Raw genomic sequence first — 25,776 nt, 5'->3', positions numbered from 1 at the left:
TCCTCATCAGCGGTGCTTCTATACGCCGGGCTTTTCAATAACCCTTTGGCTTGTGAGGCTGATGGTATGGCGCTACATTAAATAACTCAAATTCATATTTTTTATGCTTTGGATTACCAACTGGAATACACCCATGGACCTGGCCAACCTCAATGCCTTTATTGCCATCGCTGAAACCGGCAGTTTCTCTGGTGCCGGCGAACGCCTGCACCTGACCCAACCGGCCATCAGCAAACGCATCGCTGGCCTGGAACAACAACTGAAGGTGCGTCTGTTCGATCGCCTGGGCCGTGAAGTGGGTTTGACCGAAGCCGGGCGAGCCTTGCTGCCTCGCGCCTATCAGATCCTCAATGTGCTGGACGACACCCGTCGCGCCCTGACCAACCTCACCGGCGAAGTCAGCGGGCGACTCACTCTGGCCACCAGCCACCATATAGGCCTGCACCGCCTGCCACCGATCCTGCGCACGTTCACCCGGCAATACCCGAACGTGGCGTTGGATATTCAGTTTCTCGATTCGGAAGTGGCCTACGAAGAAATCCTCCACGGTCGTGCCGAAGTGGCAGTGATTACCCTGGCGCCCGAGCCCCACAACCTGGTGCGCGCCACGCCGGTCTGGGATGACCCGCTGGATTTCGTGGTGGCGCCCGAACACAGCCTGATCAGCAACGGCTCCATCAGCCTGGCCGATATCGCCGCGCACCCGGCGGTGTTCCCCGGGGGCAACACCTTCACCCACCACATTGTCAGCCGGTTGTTCGAGGCCCAGGGCCTTGCGCCGAATATCGCCATGAGCACCAATTATCTGGAAACCATCAAGATGATGGTCTCCATCGGCCTGGCCTGGAGCGTGTTGCCGCGCACCATGCTCGATGAGCAGGTGGCAAGTATCGCTTTGCCGGGCATACAGCTCAGTCGCCAGCTAGGCTATATCGTGCACACCGAAAGGACGCTGTCGAACGCTGCGCGGGCCTTCATGAGCCTATTGGATGCACAGGTCGATCTGCCAGGGTTACCGGCATGACACCGTGCGGCCCCGGGTTCCAACTACTACCGCGCTGTTTTCCCAACGAGCCAAGGCCCTTTGATAATGCGCAATCCCGTCGACCCGATACCTCCCCTGCCCCGCATCTACGCCCTGGACCCTCAAGCGGCGGAACAAAGCTGGGACAGCGCTCCGCAGTTGCTGGCGGCCCTCAATGCCGCCCGGCTGGGTGCCTGGTGCTGGGAAATCGATACGGGAAAAATCAGTTGGTCCCGGGGCACCCAGGCGCTATTTGGCTTTGATCCTCGCCAGCCGCTGCCCAAAGACCTCGACTATCTCGATCTGCTCGCACCGGAAGACCGAACCCGCGTAATACGCGGTTTTCACGCGGTACTCGCCGGGGAGCCATTCGAGCGCGCCATGCACCACCGCATCCAGTGGCCCGATGGCAGCCTGCACTGGCTGGAGATCAGCGGCAGCCTGGCGCCAGATAAAGCGGGTCGGCGCCGCATGATCGGAGTGATTCGTGAGATCACGCATCAGCGCGAACGCGAATACGCCCTCAGTCATTCAGAAAAGCGCTTCGCCACGCTGTTTCATTTGTGCCCGAACATGGTGCTGCTGACGCGCCAGGCCGACGGCTTGATCAGCGAGGCCAACCAGTACTTCGAAATGCTGTTCGGCTGGCCGGTGGCCGACGCCATCGGCCGCACCACCCTGGAGCTGGGCTTGTGGCGCGATCCTGAACAACGCGCACTGCTGGTCAAGGCCACCCAACGCAAGGGCGAGCCCATGACCATGGAGGTGCAGTTCTGCGCCAGCAACGGCCAGATCCACGACGGCACGCTCAGCGCCCAAAAGGTTGAGCTGGAAGGCGAGGCTTACCTGATCAGCACGTTCCTGGACACCACTGAGCGCAAAAATGCCGAACAAGCGCTCAAGGACAGCCAGGAACGCCTGGACCTGGCCCTGGATTCGGCACAGCTGGGCACCTGGGATTGGCACATACCCAGCGGCATGCTTTACGGCTCGGCTCGCGCCGCGCAATTACACGGCCTGGACCCGGCACCGTTCCACGAGTCCTTCGATGCGTTTTTCGAAGGCATGTCCGATGCAGATCGCGAGGGCATGCGCAACGCCTACCGCAGCTTGCGCGAAGGTCCGGGTGGCAACTATCAGTTGACCTATCGCGTGCTGATGGAGGACGGCAGCCCACGCTACCTGGAAAGCCGTGCGCGCCTGTATCGCGACGAGTCCGGCCACCCCTTGCGCATGGCCGGCACGTTGCTGGATATCACCGACCAGGTCGAGCGCGAGCAACGGCTCACAGCCTCCGAAGAAAAATTCGCCAGCTTGTTCCAGGCCAGTCCCGACCCGATCTGCGTGACCGACCTGGAGAGCGGCGCCTTTATCGAGATCAACCCCGCGTTCACCCAGACCTTTGGCTTTACCGCCGCCGAAGTGATCGACAGAAGCGCCGAGCAGATCGGCCTGTGGGACGACTCCAGCAAGCGCCTGCAACGCATCGAGCAGGTGATTCGCGAACAGGCCCTGAGCAACGTAGCCGTCGTAGTGCATCACAAGGACGGCCAAAGCCTGACCTGCGTGATTTCCAGCCGCTTGATCAAGGTAAGCGACCAGTCGTGCATCGTCACCACGCTGCGCGATATCACCCAGCAGCAACGCTCGGAAGCCGCGCTCAAGGCCAGTGAAGAGAAATTCGCCAAGGCATTCCACTCCAGCCCCGACGCGATTTCCATCACCGAACGCGACAGCGGCCGTTATGTGGAGGTCAATGATGGTTTTTGCCGCCTGACCGGTTACCGCACCGAGGAAGTGATCGGCCTGACCCTCTACCAGATCGGCATCTGGGCCGATGAAAACCAGCGCGCCGCCCTGCTGGCCGAGCTGCAGATCAAGGGCCGCATTCATCATCTGGAAATGCTCTGGCACAACAAACGTGGCGAGGTGTTGGCGGTAGAGGTTTCGGTTGAGCCGATCACCTTGAATGAAACCCCATGCCTGCTGCTGACCGCACGGGACGTCAGCCTGTTGAAAAACGCCCAGGCGCAGATCCGTCACCTGGCGTACCACGACCCGCTCACCAACCTGCCCAACCGTGCGCTGCTGATGGATCGCCTGAGCCAGCAGATCGCCTTGCTCAAACGCCACAATTTGCGCGGCGCCCTGCTGTTTCTTGACCTCGACCACTTCAAGCACATCAACGACTCCCTCGGCCATCCGGTGGGCGACACCGTACTAAAAATTGTCACCGCACGCCTGGAAGCCAGCGTACGCATGGAAGACACCGTGGCACGCCTGGGCGGCGATGAGTTCGTGGTGCTGCTCAGCGGCCTGGAGGGTTCGCGCCAGGCCGTCAGCAGCCAGGTGCAAGCATTGGCCGACACTCTTCGCGAGTTACTTTCGGAACCGATGTTCCTCGACGGCCATCGGCTGCAGGTCACGCCGAGCATCGGCGTGGCGCTGATTCCCGACCATGGCAGCACACCGGCCGACCTGCTCAAGCGTGCCGACATCGCCCTGTACCGCGCCAAGGATTCAGGGCGCAATACCACACAGATGTTCCACAACAGCATGCAAAAAACCGCCAGCGAGCGCCTGCGTATGGAAACCGACCTGCGCCTGGCTTTGTCACGCGGCGAGTTCAGCGTGCATTACCAGCCTCAAGTAGACGCGCGCGGCAACAGGATTGTCGGTGCCGAGGCCCTGGTGCGCTGGCAGCATCCGCAACTGGGGGCGCAGTCGCCAACGGAATTTATCAAGGTTTTGGAAGACAGTGGCCTGATTCTGGAAGTCGGCACCTGGATTCTCGATGAAGCCTGCGGCGCCTTCGCACAATTGATTGCCGACGGCCTGGTAGACCCGCTCAATTTCAGCCTGTGCGTGAACATCAGCCCGCGGCAGTTTCGCCAAAATGATTTTGTGGAGCGGGTGGAACGCAGCCTCGAACAGCACCAACTACCCTTCAGCCTGCTGAAACTGGAGATCACCGAAGGCATTGTCATCCAGAACCTTGACGATACCGTGGCGAAGATGCGCCGCCTGAAAAAGCTAGGCGTGAGCTTCGCAATGGATGATTTCGGCACCGGCTACTCATCCCTGACCTACCTCAAGCGCCTGCCGGTGGATGCATTGAAAATCGATCAGTCGTTCGTACGCGATGCGACTCACGACCCGAATGATGCGGAAATTATCCGTGCCATTGTGGCCATGGCGCGCAGCTTGAACCTGGAGGTGATTGCCGAGGGCGTGGAAACCCCGGAACAACTGGCGTTCCTGCAACAGCTGGGCTGCCATTTATTCCAGGGTTATTTGCACAGCCGGCCGTTACCGATAGAGGGGTTCAGGCGACTGCTGGAGTAGCGATCACATCAGCGCAACGGCCTGACCTCGCGTAGGGGCCGAACCTTGGCGCCCCCATAATTCTTCGCGGCCATTGATGACCGCCACCGAATGCATGGCCCGGTTACACATACCCAGTTGCCCGTTAGCAAGGTCGCGTACAGAAACCTTTTTCATATGCTTCTTCAACCCCAGCCGCATGAAACCTTCCCCCGGCCCGGTCTCGTCCTCGCCATTATTCAAACTGCGGATCGCCGCCTGGAAGCTTCGGCCCGCCGTACGATCGTTGTTTTCCATCTGCGCACGCTTGGCACTGACCGCGAACAGAAACTGCGCATCCTTGAGCATCCCCTTGTCCGCGCCGACAAACCGCGCACCTCGCGCTCCTTCGGCGAACTCCCGGTCGGTCAGGGTGAGCTTGAAGTCATCCCGCATGACCACCTGGTAGCCGCCACTGGTTTTGGTCACTTCCTTGAAAATATCCGTGGGGCTCTGGCCAAATCGATACATCGCCGCCTTGATGGCCGATACCGTCACACAGTTGCCATCCGGGCCCTGGCGAAACCCGCTCCAGATGTTGTCAGGCTTGGCGCCATTTCGCTTGCTGGAAAGCCCCGATATTTCCAATGCAGCACCTGGCTTGGGGGCGACAGGTTCTGGTGTCACCTGCGGGGTAACTTTTACGGAAGGAGCAGGTGCATCAGGGCGTGCCCGGCCCCGTCTATCTCTTCCATCGGATATCAACTCTTGTAACTGAAAAGAAATTGAACGCAACGCAGTAAGAACTTCCGGCAACTTGTCAGTTTCGGTTTTACTTTCCGACACCGCGCTGAGAGGAACGCTTACATCGCGCTTAATACCCTCACTGGCAGACCATAGCGCTGGGCTTGACTTATTACTCGCCTCAGCCAGACCACCGAACTTATTGAAATCTACAATACGCGCAATATTGTTAATTGAATGGATAGACATATACTTCTCCACACACAGGCATCCCACGGATACAGAGTTCCCGAAGGTGCCTGCTTTTCTTAAAATTTTAACCAAGCCCGCTCATACACAGTCTCGGGGCGCTCGTCCGCCCCTGCTCCAGTGCGGGTATTGATTGATTTTTATGAACTGGAACAACAGTGTCACCCAGTCCATCTATTCGTGGAGAATCCGCCTTTCGAGTTCCCGAAATCGTTTCTCATATAAAGACATCAACAGGCACTGAAGGGTGTCCCTCCTCGCCTGTGCCCTTGAAGTCCTTGCGCCAGGCCGCTGCTGACTAACTTCGAGCCTTACATACGTTAATAAACTGCTGAAATGTAAACAGTCGATAATATTCAAGCAACTTCCAGCTGCGTTTTTATGGTATTTAGCGCACACGAAAGAAAGGGCTCCAATAGAGCCCTGTCAGGTACATGTAAAACTTACTTAATTGGTTCAATCCAACGGGACTGGGTGCTGCATGCCCAATAGGCGACTGACCTGCTCCAATTGCGTCTCACGGCGCAGGGCCGTGAACAGTTCCACCGCCTCCGGGTAATTGCGTGTCAGCATCGCCAGCCATTGCTTCAAGCGGCCGGGCGCCTGCTTTTCAGTCAGTTGTGCCACCGATTGGCGCCAGAATTCCTGCAGCATCGGCTGCATCTGCGCCCAGGTCATTTCGACCACGTCCTCGCCCGCCTTCGCGGCTACGATCTGCCGCGCCAAGTCAGGGCGCGCCACCAAGCCACGGCCCAGCATGATGTCTTCGGCACCACTGATTTCGCGACAACGCTTCCAGTCTTCGACGCTCCAGATATCGCCGTTGGCAAACACCGGCACCTTGACCACCTCCTGCACCCGCGGGATCCACTCCCAATGGGCCGGCGGCTTGTAACCATCGGCTTTGGTACGCGCATGCACCACGATATGCGCAGCACCGCCCTCGGCCAGGGCCGTGGCGCACACCAACGCCCCGTCCGGGCTGTCGAAGCCCAGGCGCATCTTGGCGGTGACCGGAATATGGGCAGGCACGGCGCGGCGCACGTGTTCGACAATCTGGTTGAGCAGTTCCGGCTCCTTGAGCAGCACCGCACCACCACGGGATTTGTTCACGGTCTTGGCCGGGCAACCGAAGTTCAAGTCGATGACTTCAGAGCCCAACTCGCAGGCCAGGGCGGCATTTTCTGCCAGGCATACCGGGTCGGAGCCGAGCAGTTGCACACGCAGCGGTACACCTGCCGCCGTATGGGCACCGTGCAGCAGTTCCGGAGCGAGCTTATGGAAATAGGCAGGGGTGAGCAGGCGGTCGTTGACGCGGATGAACTCGGTCACGCACCAGTCAATACCGCCCACGCGGGTCAACACATCCCGCAGGATGTTGTCGACCAACCCCTCCATGGGCGCCAAGGCAATTTGCATGGAAAACACTCAACAAAAATCGTGGCGCAGTTTACTGGGTTTCCTGCGGTAACCGTTAACCCCCGGTCAGGGCGGGGCCATAACCTTCAATAAACTCGGCGGGCATACGCTTGGGCTTGCCGCTGGACAGCTCGATGCACACAAAGGTGGTTTGCGCACGCAGCAGGGTTGCGCCATCACGGGGGCGTACCAGCTGGAAACGACGGGTCATTTTCAGGCGCTGGTCCCAATCGACGATCCAGGTGGCCAGTTGCAGCTCATCCGCTTCATAGCCGGCCGCCAGGTAATCGATCTCGTGGCGCACCACGGCCATGGCACGATCCAGGCGCCGGTATTCGGTGAGGTCCAGCCCCAGGCGCTGGGAATGGCGCCAGGCACAACGCTCCAGCCAGGACACGTACACTGCGTTATTGGCGTGCCCGAGGCCGTCGATGTCCTCAGGCGCGACCTGCAGATCGATGATAAACGGCGTTGCCAGGTCCCAGCCCATGCCTTGCTCCAGTCGATTAATGTCGGCGGGGCAGTGTATCAGGCGATTTGCCGTTCCTGTAGGCGGCCAGCCAACAGCACGAGTACCGCATCGATCACCCTTGGGTCGGCCAGCACTTTCTGATGCCCACCTGCCTCTATACGCAGCAGGCGGCTGTCGAACCACGCGTCATGGATGGCTTGCGCCGCCTTGACCGGCACGAAGGTGTCGTCTTCGGCATGCACGATCAGGCCGGGAATATTCATCTGGTAGTGAGCCACATCGAGGTGCTTGAGCGGCATACCGAACGTCAGTTCCACCTCCCGGATAAACGCCGCCCGCGCCCGCGACGGCAAACCGACCATGTGGGTGAAGCCGCGCAGCACATCCAGAAAACGCGACGGTGCGGCAATACTCACCAACGCCTCGGTACGCAGCCCCAGCTGCACCGCCAGCATCGCACTGGCGCCGCCCATGGAATGGCCGATTACCGCATGCAGCGGCGGCAACTCGGCAGCGGCCTCGAGCATGGCGCGGGCAAACAGCAGCACATGGGCTTCACGCCCCGGCGAACGGCCATGGGCTGGACCATCGAGGGCAATCACTGAATAACCGTTATCCACCAACGCAGTGATCAGGCTGGCGAACTGGGTGGGCCGACCTTCCCAGCCGTGCATCAACAGCACAGCAGGGCCCTGGCCCCAGCGCAGGGCGGACAAGCCAAAGCGCAAAGTAATGCGCTCCGATTGCGCCAACAGCGGCAACTCCCAGGCTCGTGGCGGCAGGTCACGCGGCGTCATGAACACACGTCGCATCCTGTTGGCCACGGTTTGCGGCGCCAGATGCCCCAGGGTGCCGTTGAAGCGACGAGTCCAGGTTAACGTGCCCATCATCCAGCCCTCTTCTAACGTACGGCCGACTTGGCAGCGCGCAGCACCCGGTCAGACAACTCGCCCGGGCCAAGGGCACGCGCCAAGGCCAGGCCGCCGATCATCAGCGCCATGTCCGCCAGGGCTTTGTCAGTGTCCTCAGGGCTGGCCGCCAGCTGTGCAGCCATCAGCTCGCAGTGCTCATTCAGCGCCTGCCGGAATTCATCGGGCAGGCGGCTCATCTCGCCCACCGTCGCCGGGATCGGGCAAGCCTGGGTGGTGGAGTCGCGATGCTTGCGCGACAGATAAAACGCCGCCACCAGCGCCCTGCGTTCTTCACCGGTCAGTTGGGAGTCCATGTCGTCAATGGACGCGCGACGCTTGGCCAACAGCTGGGTGAACGCCTCGAGCATCAAGGCGTCCTTGCTTTCAAAGTGCGCATAGAAACCACCGACCGTCAGCCCCGCCGCCCCCATGACTTCGCCCACGCTCGGCTCAGCCGGGCCACGCTGGATCAACGCCGCGCTGGCAGCCTGCAAAATACGCTCGCGGGTCTGGGCTTTTTTATCGCTCATACTTGCCTCCGTCTCTCATGGGTTGAATATTATTACCATAATAATATTTGGCAAGCGACCGGCATGACCATTGGTCAGTACACAGGAATGGGATTGGGGAGAGGATTGGCCAAACGCCAGACAAACAAAAGGGCCATTCAATAATTGAATGACCCTTAAAAATCCCGCAAAGCGGGTAATCGTGGCGTCCCCTAGGGGACTCGAACCCCTGTTACCGCCGTGAAAGGGCGGTGTCCTAGGCCACTAGACGAAGGGGACACAAACCTTCTGTACATTGATCAGGGCTGAGACCTGATCGATTCAAGGCCGGTGTGGCCAAACCTTGAACCTGTAAATTGGTGGAGCTAAACGGGATCGAACCGTTGACCTCTTGCATGCCATGCAAGCGCTCTCCCAGCTGAGCTATAGCCCCGGATTTTTCGCCTCGCGGCGCAGCAGACCTTGCGAGCTGCTTGTTGAAACTGGCGTCCCCTAGGGGACTCGAACCCCTGTTACCGCCGTGAAAGGGCGGTGTCCTAGGCCACTAGACGAAGGGGACAAAACCTTCTGTACAACTGATCAGGGCTGAGACCTGATCGATTCAAGGCCGGTGTGGCCAGACCTTGAACCTGTAGATTGGTGGAGCTAAACGGGATCGAACCGTTGACCTCTTGCATGCCATGCAAGCGCTCTCCCAGCTGAGCTATAGCCCCTCATCGGTGAGGACGGGGCGAATCTTAATGGCGGTTTGGAAAGGTGTCAAATTTATTTTCAACATTTTCCAAAATTTTTTGCCGGGATAACAATCACTTACCGACAAAACCCCGGAAAACCGGGGTTTTGTCGCTGCAGCGGCCTGATTACGCGATGGCGCCCAGCAGTTTTTCCCATTCCTTGTTTTCTTTCTTCGACACACCACCAAGCAAATCAAGGGCTTGGCGAAGACGGAAACGGGTCAGGTCCGGCCCAAGGATTTCCATCGCATCGAGCACCGACACCGAACTGGCCTGCCCGGTGATCGCGGCAAACATCAGGGGCATGGCGTCGCGCAGTTTCAACTCCAGGGATTCCACTACCGCCTGGATCGTCGCGGTGATGGCGTCCTTCTCCCACTGGCGCAGGCTTTCGAGCTTCCACAGGATCAACTGCATCAGTTGGCGAACCTGGTCAGCCGAAAGCTTCTTCGACTCAAACAACTTGGCATCCGGGTTCACGCCCCCGGCGAAGAAGAAACTGGCCAACGGTGCGACCTGGCTGAAGGTCTCTACCCTGCCCTGCACCAATGGCGCGATCTTCATCATGTACTCAGGGTTCAACGCCCACTGCTGCACACGGCTGGCGAACTCTTCCACCGGCAGGTCACGCAGCCACTGGCCATTGAGCCACGACAGCTTCTCGATATCGAAGATCGGCCCGCCCAGGGAAACGCGGGACAGGTCGAAGTTGTCGACCATTTCCTGCAGCGAGAACTTCTCACGCTCGTCCGGCATGGACCAGCCCATGCGGCCCAGATAGTTGAGCATCGCCTCAGGCATGAAGCCCATGCGCTCATAGAAGGTTACCGAGGTCGGGTTCTTGCGCTTGGACAGCTTGCTCTTGTCCGGGTTACGCAGCAGCGGCATGTAGCACAGCTGCGGTTGTTCCCAGCCAAAGTACTCGTAGAGCAGGATCAGCTTCGGCGCCGAGGGCAGCCACTCTTCGCCACGCAATACGTGGGTAATGCCCATCAGGTGATCGTCGACCACGTTGGCCAGGAAGTACGTCGGCAGGCCGTCGGTCTTCATCAGCACCTGCATGTCCATGCGATCCCACGGGATCTCGACGTCGCCGCGCAGCATGTCCGGTACCACGCACACGCCCTCGCTCGGCACTTTCATGCGTATCACGTGAGGTTCGCCAGCCGCCAGGCGTGCAGCCACTTCTTCCTTGGACAGCAACAACGCACGGCCATCGTAGCGTGGGGTTTCGCCACGGGCTTGTTGCTCGGCGCGCATCTGGTCCAGCTCTTCTGCGGTGCAGAAGCACGGGAAGGCATGGCCCATGTCGACCAGTTGCTGGGTGTACTGCTTGTAGATGTCGCTGCGCTCGCTCTGGCGGTACGGGCCGTGGGGGCCGCCGACGTCCGGGCCTTCGGCCCAGGTAATACCCAACCAGCGCAGGGCGTCGAAAATCTGCCGCTCCGACTCACGGGTGGAACGCAGTTGGTCGGTATCTTCGATCCGCAGGATGAATTCACCGCCGTGCTGCTTGGCAAAGCAGTAGTTGAACAAGGCGATGTAGGCAGTACCGACGTGGGGATCCCCAGTAGGCGATGGCGCAATGCGCGTGCGGACGGTGGTCATGGCAGGTCTCGAATGGGCGATAAAACTGAAAATTGAAGCAAGGGGCGAATGGTAACAGCCTGGGGGATTTCTGGAAAACCGCGGCGCGGCCATCGGGGGCAAGCCCCCTCCCACATTTGACTGTATTCACAAATCAACATGTGGGAGGGGGCTTGCCCCCGATGAGCATAGGTATCTACACAACTTTGGTACACCACTGCTTCTCTGGCAAGGGAGCTTATAGCTATCTAACTGATGCACCGCGATCCAAATGTGGGAGGGGGCTTGCCCCCGATGGCGGCCTGACAGCCGACCAGAATGTTGGATCAGACCGAGTACATATCCGTTATTTGGGCAACGGCCACTATTGGTTCCGCTTTTACAGCGGGTCACTTTGAAAAGCGCAAAGTAACCAAACGCTCTTGCCCCACCACTCGGCACCTCGCCCAGGCTCGGTGTGCCCGTAATCCGCCATGGATTTGGGGGGCCGCCGCCACGCGCCATCCATGGCGCGGGGCGGCTAAACCGGCATCCCTGCCGGTTTACCCCCCAAATCCCTGTCGAATTCCGGCCAGCGTGGTTTAACGGGGCGCCTGAGATCAAAATCAAAAGCAGATCAAGATCAGGAGCGGCTCGCTGCGCATCGTGGTTACGGTCTGCTGCTACGAAGTTGTGTAGATACCTATGCCCGATGAGGCCAGTAAAGCCAGCGCAAATCAGACCGTCAGCAGGCGCTCACGCAACTTGCCAATCTCATCGCGCGTCTGTGCCGCCGCCTCGAACTCAAGATCCCGCGCCAACTGGTACATCTTCTCTTCCAGTTGTCGAATGCGCTTGGTGATTTCACTCGGCGAACGCAGTTCGTTCTCGTACTTGGCGCTTTCTTCGGCGGCCTTGGCCATGCCCTTGCGCTTCTTGCTGCGCGAGCCGGGCACGGTGGCGCCTTCCATGATGTCGGCAACGTCCTTGAACACGCCTTTGGGGATGATGCCGTTTTCCAGGTTGAACGCGATCTGCTTGTCGCGACGCCGCTGGGTTTCGCCAATCGCCCGCTCCATGGAGCCAGTGATGCGGTCCGCGTACAGAATCGCCCGGCCATTGAGGTTACGCGCCGCACGGCCGATGGTCTGGATCAGCGAGCGTTCTGAGCGCAGGAAGCCCTCCTTGTCCGCATCGAGAATCGCCACCAGCGACACTTCCGGCATGTCCAGGCCTTCGCGCAGCAGGTTGATGCCCACCAGCACATCGAAGGTACCCAGGCGCAGGTCGCGGATGATTTCCACGCGCTCCACGGTGTCGATGTCCGAGTGCAGATAGCGCACGCGCACGCCATGGTCGGCCAGGTAGTCGGTCAAGTCTTCGGACATGCGCTTGGTCAGGGTGGTGACCAGTACGCGCTCTTCCAGGGCGACACGCTTGTTGATCTCCGAGAGCAAGTCATCGACCTGGGTCAGCGCCGGGCGGATTTCGATTTCCGGGTCCACCAGGCCAGTCGGACGCACCAGCTGCTCGATTACGCGGCCGGCATGCTCGGCTTCATAGTTACCGGGCGTGGCGGACACAAAGATGGTCTGCGGGCTGATGGCCTCCCATTCATCGAAGCGCATCGGTCGGTTGTCCAGTGCCGACGGCAGGCGGAAACCGTATTCCACCAGGGTCTCTTTACGCGAACGGTCGCCCTTATACATGGCGCCCACCTGCGGCACGCTGACGTGGGACTCGTCGATCACCAGCAAGGCGTCCGCCGGCAGGTAATCGTAGAGGGTTGGCGGCGGCGCACCGGACTCGCGACCCGAAAGGTAGCGCGAGTAGTTTTCGATGCCGTTGCAGTAGCCCAGCTCCAGGATCATCTCCAGGTCGAAGCGGGTGCGCTGCTCCAGGCGCTGGGCTTCCACCAGCTTGTTGTTGGAACGCAGGTATTCCAGGCGCTCGGCCAGCTCGACCTTGATACCCTCGATGGCGCCCATCAGGGTTTCCCGCGGGGTCACGTAGTGGCTTTTCGGGTAGAAAGTGAAGCGTGGCAACTTGCGGATCACTTCGCCGGTCAACGGGTCGAAGGCCGACAGGCTTTCGACTTCATCGTCGAACAGCTCGATGCGAATCGCTTCCAGGTCGGATTCCGCCGGGTAGATATCGATCACATCGCCGCGCACCCGGAAGGTGGCGCGGGCGAAGTCCATGTCGTTGCGGGTGTATTGCAGGCTCGCCAGGCGCCGCAGCAGTTCGCGCTGGTCGAGTTTGTCGCCGCGGTCGACGTGCAGCACCATCTTCAGATAGGTTTCCGGGCTGCCCAGGCCGTAGATGCACGACACCGTGGTGACGATGATCGCGTCCTTGCGCTCCAGCAAGGCCTTGGTCGCCGACAGCCGCATCTGTTCGATATGGTCGTTGATCGATGCATCCTTCTCGATAAAGGTATCGGAGGACGGCACGTAGGCTTCGGGCTGGTAGTAGTCGTAGTAGGAAACGAAGTACTCCACCGCGTTGTTCGGGAAGAACGCCTTGAACTCGCCATACAGCTGCGCGGCCAGGGTCTTGTTCGGCGCCAGCACCAGGGTCGGGCGGTTGATCTGGGCGATCACGTTGGCGATGCTGAAGGTCTTGCCTGAACCGGTCACCCCGAGCAGCGTCTGATGGGACAGGCCGGCCTCGATGCCTTCGACCATCAGGCGAATGGCTTCCGGCTGATCGCCGGCGGGTTCAAAACGGGTGACGAGCTGGAAATCCGACATAACGTACCTCGTGTAGTCACCCCAGACTCAACACCGCCAGGGACGAAATAGCTCAGCAACCCGCGATTAATCATCGCAGGTTGCAGGAAAAAACCATGATAGCTGTAGAAGTGGTGACGAATGTGATGGGTTTCAAGGCTATCCTCCTACAAGACCTTTCCCTTCAATGTTGCAATAAGACTAACGGTCAACAAATAAACCGAAAAACATCGCCGAAAAGCCGTTTCGGTTGTCGCCCTCAGCCGTGATGGCCTCTATACTAGCTCCCCGTTTGTGCACCGCTCTAGTGCATTCGGCTGGAGCGCGACACGTCCCTCCCTTCCCCCATAGAGCTGCCGCAAAAATGAGCCTGTTTTCCGCTGTCGAAATGGCACCACGCGATCCAATCCTGGGCCTCAACGAAGCATTCAACGCCGACACACGAACCACCAAGGTCAACCTTGGCGTGGGCGTTTACTGCAACGAGGAGGGGAAAATTCCACTCTTGCGTGCCGTTGCCGAAGCGGAAGCCATTCGCGTGGCGCAACACGCTGCCCGAGGCTACTTGCCGATCGACGGCATCGTGGCCTACGACCAGGCCGTGCAAAAACTGTTGTTTGGCGCTGAATCCCCCCTGCTGAGCGCTGGCCGCGTGATTACCGCCCAAGCGGTAGGCGGCACTGGCGCGCTGAAAATCGGCGCTGACTTCCTCAAGCAATTGCTGCCCAATGCCGTGGTCGCCATCAGCGACCCGAGCTGGGAAAACCACCAGGCGCTGTTCGAAAAAGCTGGTTTCCCGGTGCAGACCTACCGCTACTACGACGCTGCCACCCACGACGTCAACCGTGCCGGCCTGCTCGAAGACCTCAACGCTTTGCCCCCGCAATCCATCGTGGTGCTGCACGCCTGCTGCCATAACCCGACCGGCGTCGACCTGAGCCCGGCCGACTGGCAAAACGTGCTGGAGGTGGTCAAGGCCAAGAACCTGGTGCCGTTCCTCGACATGGCCTATCAGGGCTTTGGCGATGGCATCCACGAAGACGCCGCTGCCGTACGTCTGTTCGCTGAATCGGGCCTGACTTTCTTTGTGTCCAGCTCGTTCTCCAAGTCGTTCTCCCTGTACGGCGAGCGCGTGGGCGCGCTGTCGATTGTCAGCGAGTCCAAGGAAGAAAGCGCGCGCATCCTGTCCCAGGTCAAGCGCGTGATCCGCACCAACTACTCCAACCCGCCGACCCACGGCGCGGCCATCGTTGCAGCTGTGCTGAACAACCCTGAACTGCGTGCCCAGTGGGAAGCCGAACTGGCTGAAATGCGCTTGCGCATCCGCGGCATGCGCGAACAGATGGTGGCTGAGCTGGCCAAGGCGGCTCCAGGTCATGATTTCAGCTTCGTCGGTCGTCAGCGTGGGATGTTCTCCTACTCCGGCCTGACCGTTGAGCAAGTCACCCGCCTGCGCACCGAGTTTGGCATCTACGCACTGGATACCGGGCGTATCTGTGTGGCGGCGCTGAACCAGTCGAACATTGGTGCGGTCACACAAGCAATCGTTCAGGTGCTGTAAACCTGCTGGCGTTGCACAGAAGGGGAAGCCATGGCTTCCCCTTTTTTGTGCCCAGCCCCTAGACTGAACCTTGACCGCCCCTTTGCTGTGAGAGCCCTATGAGAAACGATGACCTGGATCTGCGTGCCGACCGCGACGAATTGCACGATTACGCCCCACGTGCACCGCAAGCCAAACGCCAGAAGAGCCTGGTGCTGCAAGTGGCGCTGGGGGTGTTCCTCGGTGGTTTGGCGTTGTGGCTGGTGCAACTGGGTGCGACGGCGATCATGGCCAAATTGGCCATGGGCACCTTCCAATTTGGCGGCTGATGAAGAACAAAATGTGGGAGGGGGCTTGCTCCCGATTGCATTCTTTCAGCCAAGTATTCGTTAGCTGAAACATCGCTATCGGGAGCAAGCCCCCTCCCACATTGAACTCAGGCGGCTGCCAGGCCGCGTTCTTCCAGCAGTTTTACGAAACTGTTCAGGCTCTGTGACACAGTGCCCCGGCGCCAGATCAGCCAGGTATTCAGTAAGCGGAAGCTGTCCGTCAACGGCCACACACTCACCGCCGCACACCCCGGCATACTCTCAAGCATGCTGCGCGGCATCAGCGCCAGCCCGGCCCCGGCGCTGACGCAGGCAAGCATGCCGTGGTAGGACTCGATCTCGAAGATCTTGCCCGGCATCGCGCCATCCTGTGAGAACCAGCGCTCGAAGTGGTGCCGGTACGAACAGTTGGAGCGAAACGTATAGATGTTTTCGCCATTCACATCCAGGCCACGGGTGATCGGCGCGTGATGCAGCGGCGCAATCACCACCATCTCCTCTTCGAACACCGCCACGCCTTCCAGGGTGGAATGCAGCACCGGTCCGTCAACGAAAGCCGCAGTCAGCCGCCCGGACAACACGCCTTCAATCATGGTACCTGACGGTCCCGTGCTCAGGTCCAGCTCGACCTTGGTGTACTGCTGGTTATACGCCGCCAGCAAGGCGGGGATGCGCACCGCCGCCGTGCTCTCCAGGGAGCCCAGGGCAAACGCCCCTTGAGGCTCCTCCCCCGCCACCGTAGCGCGGGCCTCTTGCACCAGGTCGAGAATACGCCGCGTATAACCGAGGAAATTCCAACCGGCCGGGGACAGGCGCAAACGGCTTTTCTCGCGGATAAACAACTCCACGCCCAGGTCCTGTTCCAATTGCTTGATGCGCGTGGTGAGGTTTGACGGCACCCGATGAATCAGCTGCGCGGCAGCGCTGATACTGCCTTGCTCGGCAACGGCCTTGAAAATTTCCAGCTGCACCAGATCCACTTCATTCTCCAATCGTGAATGTATTGCTTAATATTATTCAGTTTCCAGAAAAGATACAGCCCCGTACGCTGGCCCCATTCCACTTATTCAGCCGGACGGTGCCATGAACGCAATGACCCACCAGACCCACGCCTTGTCGATCAACCCCGCCAACGGCGAAACAGTCGCCAGCTATGCCTATGAAACCGCGGCACAGTTGGACGCCGCCCTCACCCGTTCGGCCAGCGCGTTCCGCACTTGGCGCCGCCAGCCGGTCAGCCAACGCGCAGAATTGCTGCTGGCCCTGGCCGCCGCCTTGCGCGGGCAAGCCGAAGCCATGGCGCAAATGATCACCCTGGAAATGGGCAAGCCCATCGCCCAGGCCCGCGCCGAGATCGAAAAATGCGCCCAACTCAGCGAGTGGTACGCCGCTCATGGCCCGGCCATGCTCGCCCCTGAGCCGACCCTGGTAGACAACGGCAGCGCCCGGATCGAATACCGCCCGCTGGGCCCGATCCTCGCGGTGATGCCGTGGAACTTCCCGGTCTGGCAGGTGCTGCGCGGCGCCGTGCCGACCTTGCTCGCCGGCAACACTTACGTGCTCAAACACGCGCCGAACGTGATGGGCAGCGCCTACCTGATCCAGCAAGCGTTGCGCACAGCCGGTTTCGCTGAAGGCGTATTCGAAGTGATCAACGTGACCCAGGACGGCGTGTCCAGCGCCATCGCTGACCCACGTATCGCCGCCGTGACCCTCACCGGCAGCGTGCGCGCCGGTATCGCCATTGGCTCCCAGGCCGGCGCCGCGCTGAAGAAATGCGTGCTGGAACTGGGCGGCTCCGATCCGTTTATCGTGCTCAACGACGCTGACCTCGACGCTGCTGTGCAAGCCGCCGTGATCGGCCGTTTCCAGAACAGCGGCCAAGTCTGCGCCGCCGCCAAGCGCCTGATCATTGAAGCTGGGGTGGTAGAAGCCTTCACCGCCAAATTCCTTGAGGCCAGCCGCGCCCTGGTGATGGGCGACCCGACATTGAACACTACCTATATCGGCCCCATGGCCCGCTTCGACCTGCGCGACGAACTGCACGGCCAGGTCCAGGCGACCCTGGAAGAAGGCGCGACCCTGCTGCTGGGCGGCAACAAAGTCCCAGGCGCGGGCAATTACTATGAACCGACCGTGCTGGCCGGCGTCACCGATCAGATGACCTCGTTCAAGCAGGAGTTGTTCGGACCCGTGGCGTCGATCATTACCGCCCGCGATGCCGAGCATGCTGTGGCCCTGGCCAATGACAGCGAGTTTGGCCTCACCGCCAGCATCTTCACCACCGACTCAGCCAAGGCCCGCGATATTGCCGAGCAACTGGACACCGGCGGGATATTCGTCAACGCGTTCAGCGTGTCAGACCCTCGGGTGGCGTTTGGCGGTGTGAAGAAAAGCGGGTTCGGCCGCGAGCTGTCGCACTTCGGCGTACGCGAGTTCTGCAATGCGCAGACAGTGTGGCTGGATCGCAAATAGCCAGACAGGGGCGACTGCGCTGGCTGCGCAGCAACCCCAGTCGTGCATCAACTGCGGATGTGCCGTCGCACGCATTGCACCAACCCTTCCAACGCCTGCGACTTCACCGGCGCGAGCACACAGACCGTGTGCTCACGCTCGCCCTCCGCCACTGTCAGGGTGTAGTGCACTCGGTCGGGGTTACCGGCTTCGGGCACGGTGCTTTGTGGCAACTGAAAAAAATCCGAAGCTTCGATCAGTTGCCGCAATTCCTGCTGGTCCGGCTCGGGTAGCTTCTCCAGCTCTACCGTACGCGGCTTGGCCAGCCCCGGAAAAAACGCCGGCCCACCGCTTTCCTTGATTGAGATTCGCATGGCTGTTCCTCGCCGCCCAAGCGGCTGGTCAAACATTGATGCCCACGGCTTTCCACCCCTCCTTGACCGCTTTCTGTTCATCCTTGTTCGCGCCGTAAAGACGCCCGGCCACATCATAGGTAATACGCGCAAAACGCAGGAACCCCGAGTTCGGTCGCAGCCGCGCATCCCGCAGTGCGTCATACCAGATGCGCCCTGCACGCTCCCAGGCGAACCCGCCAATCTTGGTTGCCACCTGATAGAACGCGTGGTTGGGAATGCCGGAATTGATATGCACCCCGCCATTGTCCTCGTATGTCTGTACAAAATCATCCATGTGACCCGGCTGCGGGTCCTTGCCCAGCAGCTTGTCATCAAACGCAGTGCCTGGGGCTTTCATCGAGCGCAGAGCGGTGCCCTTGATCTTCTTGGTGAACAACCCTTTGCCGATCAACCAATCAGCCTCCTCGGCGGTTTGCTTCAACGCATACTGCTTGATCAGTGAACCGAACACGTCGGACAGCGACTCGTTCAACGCGCCGGACTGGTTGAAGTACATCAGCTTGGCCTCATCCTCGGTAACGCCATGGGCCAACTCATGGCCAATCACGTCGAGCGCCACGGTGAAGCGATTGAATAACTGCTGGTCACCGTCGCCGAAGACCATCTGGGTCGAATTCCAGAACGCGTTGTTATAGTCCTGGCCGAAGTGCACCGTGGCGTCCAGGGCCATGCCGGCATCGTCGATGGAATTGCGGTCGAATACCTGGTCGAAAAAATCGAAGGTCGCGCCCAAGCCTTCATAGGCTTCGTCCACTGCGGCATCGCCACTGGCCGGTTGCCCTTCGCCGCGGATCAGCTTGCCAGGCAGGCTGTCGGTGTTTTCAGCGCTGTAGATCGAGCGCTGTTTCTCGGCGCCCATGGCCAACGCCATGCGGGCTGGGCCCTTGGCGGGTACCGCGACCATGCGCAACGAGCGGAACGTGCTGTCCTTGGCCCGAGTGCGTAATGCGACTTCCCGTTGGGCTTTATCCCCGTGGCGGGCGATCTGGTCGAGCATATAGGGTGGGATCAGACAGAAAATCGGGTTGCGCGGCTGGCGAACACACATAAGCTGGCTCCTTTTTGGCGTGTGATGAACGTCCGGTAGCGGTTTCAGGATAGCCCTGTGTTCGCCACCTGGGCCAAATTGTCATGAGTTTGTGTTGCAGTGGTGTTTATCCGAGGCCCATAAGGAACATGCCCATGCCCGCCCGCACAGCCAAAATCGACCTTTCCCACCGCCCCAGGCTTTCCGACCTGCGCCCATTGGTCGCGCTCAGCCCCACCCTGCTGGAAGCCAGAACCGCGACACCGCGCGTCACCGCGGCCAAGGACCTCAAAAACCGCGCTGGCTATGCCCATGATTTCCTCAGCGACTTCGTGGTGCCATGGCCCACGGTCGGCGAGCCACTGTCGAGCGACGTGCAACCCAAGCGCCTGGACTACACGCATTTCTCCATCACTATGTCGCGTTCCCGACGACTGGCGCTCTACGTGGGGGTGAATATCGACGGCTCAAAGCACGTGGACATCACGCGCAGCAACGACACTTGGGCCTACGATGGTCGCCTGCCCCTGGATGCGCAGGTAGGTGAAGACCTTTACGCCAGCAATGGCCTGGACCGCGGCCACCTGGTGCGGCGCCAGGACCCCAACTGGGGCGACGAGGCCAACACCGCCAACTTCGACACCTTCCACTTCACCAACTGCTCGCCGCAAATGAGCGGCTTCAACCAGAAGACCTGGCTGGAACTCGAAGACTACATTCTTGACAACACCCAACGCTGGAAAGCCCGGGCCACGGTGTTTACCGGCCCGGTATTCGCCGATGACGACCGACTTTATCGTGGGGTGAAAATCCCCAAGGCGTTCTGGAAAGTCGTGGCTTACCTCAGCGACGACGGCAAACCCTCCGCCAGCGCCTACATGATCGACCAAAGCCGTGAGCTGGGGCAGCTCGACCTGGTGTTCGGCCAGCTTCGCACCTACCAGCGCAGCGTGATCCAGATCGAGCAACTGACCGGCATCCGCTTCGCCAACCTGGCCGACTATGACGGGTTCAGCAATGAAGAACGTGCGACAGGTACGCGGATTGAAGCGCTGATCCGCGGCCCCCAAGACATACGACTCTGAGAGCGGCCCATTGTAGGAGCGAGCTTGCTCGCGAAGCACCTGAGAGCGCCGCGGAGCATCAGGTTCCCCGCGTTATCGTTAGCGACCTTCGCGAGCAAGCTCGCTCCTACAGGGCCTGATCGACTACCATACCGCCGCCGGTTCCCGTATGGGACTAATAGGGAATTCGAAACGCCGCCCGCGACGTCAATCGAAACTGCCCCCGCAACTGTAGGTGCCGAGCCTGCTCCCCACTGCCACTGGACCCTGTCCGGGAAGGCGGGAGCGAGGCGACGACGCATCAGTCAGGAGACCTGCCGGCCCAGCAAAACCACTAACCGGCGGGGTGTCCGGGAAGGACATCCTTGCCTGCCCGATCGGCAGCGTTCGAGGCTGTATTTCCGAGCCGTACCGCCCCTGCTGCACTCGGAGATCACCCCATGCTGCCACGCGTTACCGCCCTGATCGCAGGCTTGGGTGCCTGTGCAATGGCCCAGGCCACGCCCACCCATTACCCGCTGACCCTGGAAAACTGCGGCAGTACCCTGACCTTCCAGCACGCGCCTGCACGCAGCGTAACCATCGGCCAGGCCGCCACCGAGATGCTCTACGCCTTGGGCGTGGGCGATAAAGTGGTTGGCACTTCGCTGTGGTTCAACAACGTGTTGGCGCAGTACAAGGCACAGGACGCCACCATCGAGCGCCTGGCCAACAACGAGCCGAGCTTCGAAGCGGTGATCGCCAAGCGCCCGCAACTGGTGGCCGCCGAGCTGGAATGGGTGGTGGGGCCACAAGGCGTGGTCGGCACCCGCGAGCAATTCCATGAACTGCAGATCCCCACCTACCTGCTGCCCTCGGACTGCGAAGGCAAGGACAACCTGGTGGGTGCCGACGGCACGCGTCTGGAGCCGTTCCGCATCGACACGATTTATAAAAGCATCCGCCAACTGGCGCAGATTTTCGACGTCCAGGATCGCGGCCAGCAGCTCAACGACGAACTACAGGCGCGCCTGGCCAAGTCCATCGCCACCGCGCAAGGCAAAGGCTTGAAGCAAGCCAGCGCGCTGGTGTGGTTCTCCAGCGCCGAAATGGCCAGCGATCCGTACGTGGCCGGGCACAAGGGTATTCCGCAGTTCATGTTGCAAACCCTCGGCCTGCGCAATGTGGTGCAGTCCGATGAAGAATGGCCCGCCGTCGGCTGGGAAACCATTGCCAAGGCCAACCCGACGTTCCTGGTGATCGCACGCATGGATCGGCGCCGCTACCCCGCCGACGACCACGAGAAGAAACTCGCCTTCCTGCGCAACGACCCGGTGACCCGCAACATGGACGCGGTGAAAAACAACCGCATCATCATCCTCGATGCCCTGGCGCTGCAGGCCAGCCTGCGCACCTTCGATGGCCTGGAACAACTGGCCGCCGCCATCGACGGCTACGACCTGCCGAAATGATACGGACCCTGCTCGCCCTCACACTGCTGTTGCTCGCCCTGCTCGCCGGCGTGGCCATCGGCGAGACCGCCATCTCGCCACAGGTGGTGCTCCAGGTGCTCGCCAACAAGCTGTGGGCCGCGGGCTTCGTGCTCGACCCCATCGATGAAGGCGTGGTGTGGAACTATCGCCTGACCCGCGCCCTGGTGGCCGCTGCCTGCGGTGCGGGGTTGGCGACCTGTGGCGTGATCCTGCAATCGTTGCTGCGTAACCCGCTGGCTGATCCTTACTTGCTCGGCATCAGTGCCGGCGCGTCGACCGGCGCGGTCCTGGTCGCCTTGATTGGTGTGGGCGGCGGGCTGGTGTCGCTGTCGGCGGGGGCATTTGTAGGGGCAATGGCAGCGTTTGCGCTGGTGATCCTGCTGGCGCGGGCCAGTGGCTCGTCCAGCGGCACCGGGCAAATCATCCTTGCGGGCATCGCCGGCTCGCAATTGTTCAATGCCTTGACCGCGTTCCTAATCACCAAGTCGGCCAGCTCCGAGCAAGCCCGCGGCATTATGTTCTGGCTGCTGGGCAACCTCAGCGGTGTGCGCTGGCCGTCGGTGTGGCTGGCGGTGCCGGTGGCGATCGTTGGGCTGACGGTGTGCCTGTGGCATCGCCGCGCATTGGATGCCTTTACCTTCGGCAGCGACTCGGCGGCGTCCCTGGGCATTCCGGTGCGCCGCGTGCAATTTGTGCTGGTGGCCTGCGCTGCGCTGGTGACGGCGGTGATGGTGTCCATCGTTGGCTCCATCGGTTTTGTCGGCCTGGTGATTCCCCATGCGGTGCGCCTGCTGCTGGGCACCGGGCATTCGCGGTTGCTGCCGGCGAGCGCTCTTGGCGGCGCGTTGTTCTTGATTGCGGCCGATGTGCTGTCGCGCACCTTGATCAAGGGCCAGGTGATTCCCGTCGGTGTGGTCACGGCGTTGGTGGGCGCACCGGTGTTTGCGCTGATCCTGATTGGCCGCAGGAACGCGCGATGAGTGTGCTCAGTTGCACCGGCCTGGGTTTCAAGGTGCGAGACGCTGAGTTGCTGCGCGATGTTCACCTGGACGTGCAGCAAGGGGAAACCCTCGGCATCGTCGGGCCCAACGGCTCGGGCAAATCCACCCTGCTCAAATTGCTCGCCGGCTTGCGCGCCCCGGCCAGTGGTGAAGTACGCCTGGGTGCCAAGCGCCTGGGTGAGCTGTCGCGCCGCGCCATCGCGCAACAGCTGGCGGTGGTGGAACAGCAGGCTGACACTGACGATGCCATCCGCGTGTTCGACGCCGTGGCCCTGGGCCGCACGCCATGGCTGTCGGCGCTGAGCCCGTGGTCTAGCGAAGACGACGCCATCGTCCGCCAGGCCCTGCACGACGTAGACGCCACCCACCTGAGCCACCGTGCCTGGCGCAGCCTCTCCGGCGGCGAACGCCAACGCGTGCACATCGCCCGAGCCCTGGCGCAACGACCGCGGATTCTGTTGCTGGATGAGCCAACCAATCACCTGGATATCCAGCATCAACTGGCGATCTTGAAAGGCGTGCAAGGCTTGCCGGTGACCACCTTGATTGCCCTGCATGACCTGAACCAGGCGCTGACCTGTAATCGCCTGGCCGTGCTGGATCGCGGACGATTGGTGGCGCTGGGTACGCCGTTGGAGGTGCTGACGCCAGAGCGCCTGCAAGAGACATTCGGGGTGCAGGGGCATTACCTCACAGACCCGTTCGACGGCGCGCAAATCCTGCGCCTGCGCCCTACCTGACCTGAAACACCTCGGTCAAAAATGTTGGAGGGGGCTTGCCCCCGATGAGGGAGTGTCAGTGAATACACCTGGGGCTGACCCACCACCATCGGGGGCAAGCCCCCTCCCACATTTGACCGAGGCGTGTCAGTCAGGCCGGCGGCGGCGTACCCGTAATCGTCGCATCGCCCCTGCCACATTTGATCTACAGAGACCGGTGCATATGGGTGGTCTGCCATACCGGGTCAGCTTCCACATCCACCACCTCGAATCCTTGCCGGATCCAGAAATCAATCGCCCCGGGCAGAAACGGGTGGGTATGCAGGTAAACCACTTCCACCCCGTCCGCCCGCGCCCGCGCTTCCAGCGATCGGTATAGCTCACCCGCCAGACCGCAGCGACGCCCTACCTGACACACCTGGGACAAATGTGGGAGGGGGCTTGCTCCCGATGAGGGAGTGTCAGTGAATACACCTGGGGCTGACCCACCACCATCGGGGGCAAGCCCCCTCCCACATTTGACCGAGGTGTGTCAGTTATGCCGCCAGCGGCGTACCCGTGATCGTCGCATCGCCCCTGCCACATTTGATCTACAGAGACCGGTGCATATGGGTGGTCTGCCATACCGGGTCAGCTTCCGCATTCACCACCTCGAATCCTTGCCGGATCCAGAAATCAATCGCCCCGGGCAGAAACGGGTGGGTATGCAGGTAAACCACTTCCACCCCGTCCGCCCGCGCCCGCGCTTCCAGCGATCGGTATAGCTCACCCGCCAGACCGCAGCGACGCCCTACCTGACACACCTGGGACAAATGTGGGAGGGGGCTTGCCCCCGATGAGGGAGTGTCAGTGAATACACCTGGGGCTGACCCACCGCCATCGGGGGCAAGCCCCCTCCCACATTTGACCGAGGCGTGTCAGTCAGGCCGGCGGCGGCGTACCCGTAATCGTCGCATCGCCCCTGCCACATTTGATCTACAGAGACCGGTGCATATGGGTGGTCTGCCATACCGGGTCAGCTTCCACATCCACCACCTCGAATCCTTGCCGGATCCAGAAATCAATCGCCCCGGGGAGAAACGGGTGGGTATGCAGGTAAACCACCTCCACCCCGTCCGCCCGCGCCAGCGCTTCCAGGGAACGGTATAGCTCACCCGCCAGACCGCAGCAACGCCCTACCTGACACACCTGGGACAAATGTGGGAGGGGGCTTGCCCCCGATGAGGGAGTGTCAGTGAATACACCTGGGGCTGACCCACCGCCATCGGGGGCAAGCCCCCTCCCACATTTGACCGAGGCGTGTCAGTCAGGCCGGCGGCGGCGTACCGCCCTTCCCACATTTGATCTACAGAGACCGGTGCATATGGGTGGTCTGCCATACCGGGTCAGCTTCCACATTCACCACCTCGAATCCTTGCCGGATCCAGAAATCAATCGCCCCGGGGAGAAACGGGTGGGTATGCAGGTAAACCACCTCCACCCCGTCCGCCCGCGCCAGCGCTTCCAGGGAACGGTATAGCTCACCCGCCAGGCCGCAGCGACGAAATGCCGGATGTACGTACAGGCGCACCACCTCCACTGTCTTGCAGCCCTGGTAGTTCAACTGTGCAAAGCGGCCGTCGTACGGCAGGTAACCCACCGCCGCAACGATCTGGCCTTCGGCACGAGCAATCAGAAACTGCCCGTCGCCCTGCAGGTAAATAGTTTCGAACTGCGCCAGGTCATCCGGTATCCCGGTTGCGCTGAGCTTTGGGAACAGTTCATCACGTGCCTGCAACGCGAAGCTGAGGACTTCGGGCAGATCAGCCAGGGTGACGACCTGGATTTTCGGCCTCATACCACCTCGATCCGGGTGATCCCCACCACCTGCGCCTGCTCCAGGACCTCCTCCGGCGCTGCATCCGCGGCAGGCATGATCAGGCCGTTTTCCGCATCGCCGAAATGCAATGCCAGCAAATGCATCGCCGCCTCATGCTTGGGCAATTCAAGCTGCTTGAGGTCGAAGCTGTGAGTGCGAGGTTCATCATTGAACAGGTAGTTCAGGGTATAGGCACGCATGCGGAAATCCTTGTAAGGAGAGAAGGCGCAACT

The 25,776-nt window shown here is 60.9% G+C and carries 21 protein-coding genes, 4 tRNA genes, 4 pseudogenes and 1 riboswitch; of the genes and pseudogenes, 9 read left to right on the top strand and 20 right to left on the bottom strand.

Translation table 11 applies throughout. From position 1 onward, the window contains the following. Positions 1–133: 133 nt before the first annotated feature. Both BLU48_RS05355 and BLU48_RS05350 read left to right on the top strand, forming a co-directional pair. On the top strand, positions 134–1,024 hold the full coding sequence (locus tag BLU48_RS05355; RefSeq protein WP_057024633.1) for a LysR family transcriptional regulator: 891 nt from the start codon (positions 134–136) through the stop codon (positions 1,022–1,024). Positions 1,025–1,090: 66 nt separating this feature from the next. Continuing rightward, a complete protein-coding gene (locus tag BLU48_RS05350; protein ID WP_057024632.1) occupies positions 1,091–4,369 on the top strand; it encodes a sensor domain-containing protein in 3,279 nt (1,092 codons plus the stop codon). Positions 4,370–4,372: 3 nt separating this feature from the next. Here BLU48_RS05350 and BLU48_RS32195 read toward each other — a convergent pair whose 3' ends face one another. The 11 genes from BLU48_RS32195 to uvrB form a co-directional block, all read right to left on the bottom strand. Further along, entirely contained in the window at positions 4,373–5,320 is a 948-nt protein-coding gene (locus BLU48_RS32195) for a hypothetical protein (RefSeq protein WP_231989015.1), read from the bottom strand. Between the two features lie 456 nt (positions 5,321–5,776). Next, the gene (locus tag BLU48_RS05340; protein WP_057024631.1) at positions 5,777–6,739 is read right to left on the bottom strand and encodes a tRNA dihydrouridine synthase; all 963 of its coding nucleotides are present in this window, start codon (positions 6,737–6,739) and stop codon (positions 5,777–5,779) included. 55 nt (positions 6,740–6,794) lie between these two features. Further along, the gene (locus tag BLU48_RS05335) at positions 6,795–7,229 is read right to left on the bottom strand and encodes an acyl-CoA thioesterase (RefSeq protein ID WP_057024630.1); all 435 of its coding nucleotides are present in this window, start codon (positions 7,227–7,229) and stop codon (positions 6,795–6,797) included. A 38-nt stretch (positions 7,230–7,267) separates the two neighbouring features. After that, positions 7,268–8,098 (bottom strand): alpha/beta hydrolase, encoded by an 831-nt coding sequence (locus tag BLU48_RS05330; RefSeq protein WP_057024685.1) that lies wholly within the window; start codon positions 8,096–8,098, stop codon positions 7,268–7,270. Between the two features lie 14 nt (positions 8,099–8,112). Next, on the bottom strand, positions 8,113–8,652 hold the full coding sequence (locus BLU48_RS05325) for a TetR/AcrR family transcriptional regulator (protein ID WP_046068946.1): 540 nt from the start codon (positions 8,650–8,652) through the stop codon (positions 8,113–8,115). 182 nt (positions 8,653–8,834) lie between these two features. Then, positions 8,835–8,910, bottom strand: a tRNA-Glu gene (locus BLU48_RS05320). 78 nt (positions 8,911–8,988) lie between these two features. Then, positions 8,989–9,064, bottom strand: a tRNA-Ala gene (locus BLU48_RS05315). 50 nt (positions 9,065–9,114) lie between these two features. After that, positions 9,115–9,190: transfer RNA gene (locus BLU48_RS05310), tRNA-Glu, on the bottom strand. 78 nt (positions 9,191–9,268) lie between these two features. Continuing rightward, a tRNA-Ala gene (locus tag BLU48_RS05305) sits at positions 9,269–9,344 on the bottom strand. Positions 9,345–9,491: 147 nt separating this feature from the next. Then, positions 9,492–10,973, bottom strand: a complete 1,482-nt coding sequence (gene gltX, locus BLU48_RS05300) for a glutamate--tRNA ligase (RefSeq protein ID WP_057024629.1) — start codon at positions 10,971–10,973, stop codon at positions 9,492–9,494. Positions 10,974–11,668: 695 nt separating this feature from the next. Next, positions 11,669–13,684, bottom strand: coding sequence for an excinuclease ABC subunit UvrB (uvrB, locus tag BLU48_RS05295; protein WP_057024628.1), 2,016 nt, complete (start codon positions 13,682–13,684; stop codon positions 11,669–11,671). A 343-nt stretch (positions 13,685–14,027) separates the two neighbouring features. Between uvrB and BLU48_RS05290 the strand changes: the two genes are divergently transcribed. Both BLU48_RS05290 and BLU48_RS05285 read left to right on the top strand, forming a co-directional pair. Beyond that, positions 14,028–15,224, top strand: a complete 1,197-nt coding sequence (locus BLU48_RS05290) for an amino acid aminotransferase (RefSeq protein WP_043047517.1) — start codon at positions 14,028–14,030, stop codon at positions 15,222–15,224. 98 nt (positions 15,225–15,322) lie between these two features. Continuing rightward, positions 15,323–15,532, top strand: a complete 210-nt coding sequence (locus BLU48_RS05285; protein ID WP_043047518.1) for a hypothetical protein — start codon at positions 15,323–15,325, stop codon at positions 15,530–15,532. Between the two features lie 107 nt (positions 15,533–15,639). Here BLU48_RS05285 and ptrR read toward each other — a convergent pair whose 3' ends face one another. After that, positions 15,640–16,512 carry a putrescine utilization regulator PtrR gene (ptrR, locus tag BLU48_RS05280; protein WP_057024627.1) on the bottom strand — a complete coding sequence of 291 codons (873 nt, stop codon included), beginning with the start codon at positions 16,510–16,512 and terminating at the stop codon, positions 15,640–15,642. Between the two features lie 103 nt (positions 16,513–16,615). Here ptrR and BLU48_RS05275 point away from each other — a divergent pair, with 103 nt between their 5' ends. Continuing rightward, the gene (locus BLU48_RS05275; RefSeq protein ID WP_056846727.1) at positions 16,616–18,007 is read left to right on the top strand and encodes an aldehyde dehydrogenase family protein; all 1,392 of its coding nucleotides are present in this window, start codon (positions 16,616–16,618) and stop codon (positions 18,005–18,007) included. Positions 18,008–18,054: 47 nt separating this feature from the next. Here BLU48_RS05275 and BLU48_RS05270 read toward each other — a convergent pair whose 3' ends face one another. Then, positions 18,055–18,360, bottom strand: a complete 306-nt coding sequence (locus tag BLU48_RS05270) for a protealysin inhibitor emfourin (protein ID WP_057024626.1) — start codon at positions 18,358–18,360, stop codon at positions 18,055–18,057. A gap of 28 nt (positions 18,361–18,388) precedes the next feature. Beyond that, positions 18,389–19,450 (bottom strand): M4 family metallopeptidase, encoded by a 1,062-nt coding sequence (locus BLU48_RS05265; RefSeq protein ID WP_057024625.1) that lies wholly within the window; start codon positions 19,448–19,450, stop codon positions 18,389–18,391. 134 nt (positions 19,451–19,584) lie between these two features. On the opposite strand from BLU48_RS05265, the gene BLU48_RS05260 reads away from it, so the two are divergent. After that, a complete protein-coding gene (locus BLU48_RS05260; protein ID WP_057024624.1) occupies positions 19,585–20,514 on the top strand; it encodes a DNA/RNA non-specific endonuclease in 930 nt (309 codons plus the stop codon). An 8-nt stretch (positions 20,515–20,522) separates the two neighbouring features. Here the strand turns inward: BLU48_RS05260 and BLU48_RS32190 are convergent. After that, positions 20,523–20,612 (bottom strand): annotated as a pseudogene (locus BLU48_RS32190) (outer membrane lipoprotein carrier protein LolA); the annotation flags it as partial. Positions 20,613–20,635: 23 nt separating this feature from the next. Beyond that, a riboswitch (cobalamin riboswitch) is annotated at positions 20,636–20,829 on the top strand. Positions 20,830–20,933: 104 nt separating this feature from the next. Between BLU48_RS32190 and BLU48_RS05250 the strand changes: the two are divergent. The 3 genes from BLU48_RS05250 to BLU48_RS05240 are packed head-to-tail and all read left to right on the top strand — an operon-like array spanning position 20,934 to position 23,706. Further along, positions 20,934–21,944: an ABC transporter substrate-binding protein gene (locus tag BLU48_RS05250; RefSeq protein ID WP_057024623.1), complete on the top strand. Its 1,011-nt coding sequence runs from the start codon at positions 20,934–20,936 to the stop codon at positions 21,942–21,944. Further along, a complete protein-coding gene (locus BLU48_RS05245) occupies positions 21,941–22,945 on the top strand; it encodes a FecCD family ABC transporter permease (protein ID WP_057024622.1) in 1,005 nt (334 codons plus the stop codon). The genes BLU48_RS05250 and BLU48_RS05245 overlap by 4 nt, the downstream gene beginning before the upstream one ends. Then, positions 22,942–23,706, top strand: a complete 765-nt coding sequence (locus tag BLU48_RS05240; protein WP_057024621.1) for an ABC transporter ATP-binding protein — start codon at positions 22,942–22,944, stop codon at positions 23,704–23,706. Before BLU48_RS05245 ends, BLU48_RS05240 begins: the two co-directional genes overlap by 4 nt. A gap of 184 nt (positions 23,707–23,890) precedes the next feature. Here the strand turns inward: BLU48_RS05240 and BLU48_RS05235 are convergent. The 5 genes and pseudogenes from BLU48_RS05235 to BLU48_RS05215 form a co-directional block, all read right to left on the bottom strand. Continuing rightward, a pseudogene (locus BLU48_RS05235) lies at positions 23,891–24,088 on the bottom strand (GNAT family N-acetyltransferase); the annotation flags it as partial. Between the two features lie 187 nt (positions 24,089–24,275). After that, positions 24,276–24,473: pseudogene (locus tag BLU48_RS05230) on the bottom strand (GNAT family N-acetyltransferase); the annotation flags it as partial. Between the two features lie 187 nt (positions 24,474–24,660). Further along, positions 24,661–24,858, bottom strand: a pseudogene (locus BLU48_RS05225) (GNAT family N-acetyltransferase); the annotation flags it as partial. A gap of 172 nt (positions 24,859–25,030) precedes the next feature. Next, positions 25,031–25,522, bottom strand: a complete 492-nt coding sequence (locus BLU48_RS05220; RefSeq protein ID WP_083348190.1) for a GNAT family N-acetyltransferase — start codon at positions 25,520–25,522, stop codon at positions 25,031–25,033. Next, the gene (locus tag BLU48_RS05215) at positions 25,519–25,743 is read right to left on the bottom strand and encodes a hypothetical protein (RefSeq protein ID WP_057024619.1); all 225 of its coding nucleotides are present in this window, start codon (positions 25,741–25,743) and stop codon (positions 25,519–25,521) included. Before BLU48_RS05215 ends, BLU48_RS05220 begins: the two co-directional genes overlap by 4 nt. Positions 25,744–25,776: the final 33 nt, after the last annotated feature.

The organism is Pseudomonas synxantha (assembly GCF_900105675.1).
GTDB classification, from domain to species: domain Bacteria; phylum Pseudomonadota; class Gammaproteobacteria; order Pseudomonadales; family Pseudomonadaceae; genus Aquipseudomonas; species Aquipseudomonas synxantha.
The sequence above is the reverse complement of the archived record's forward strand: the minus strand, read 5'-3'. Positions and strand labels throughout refer to the sequence as shown.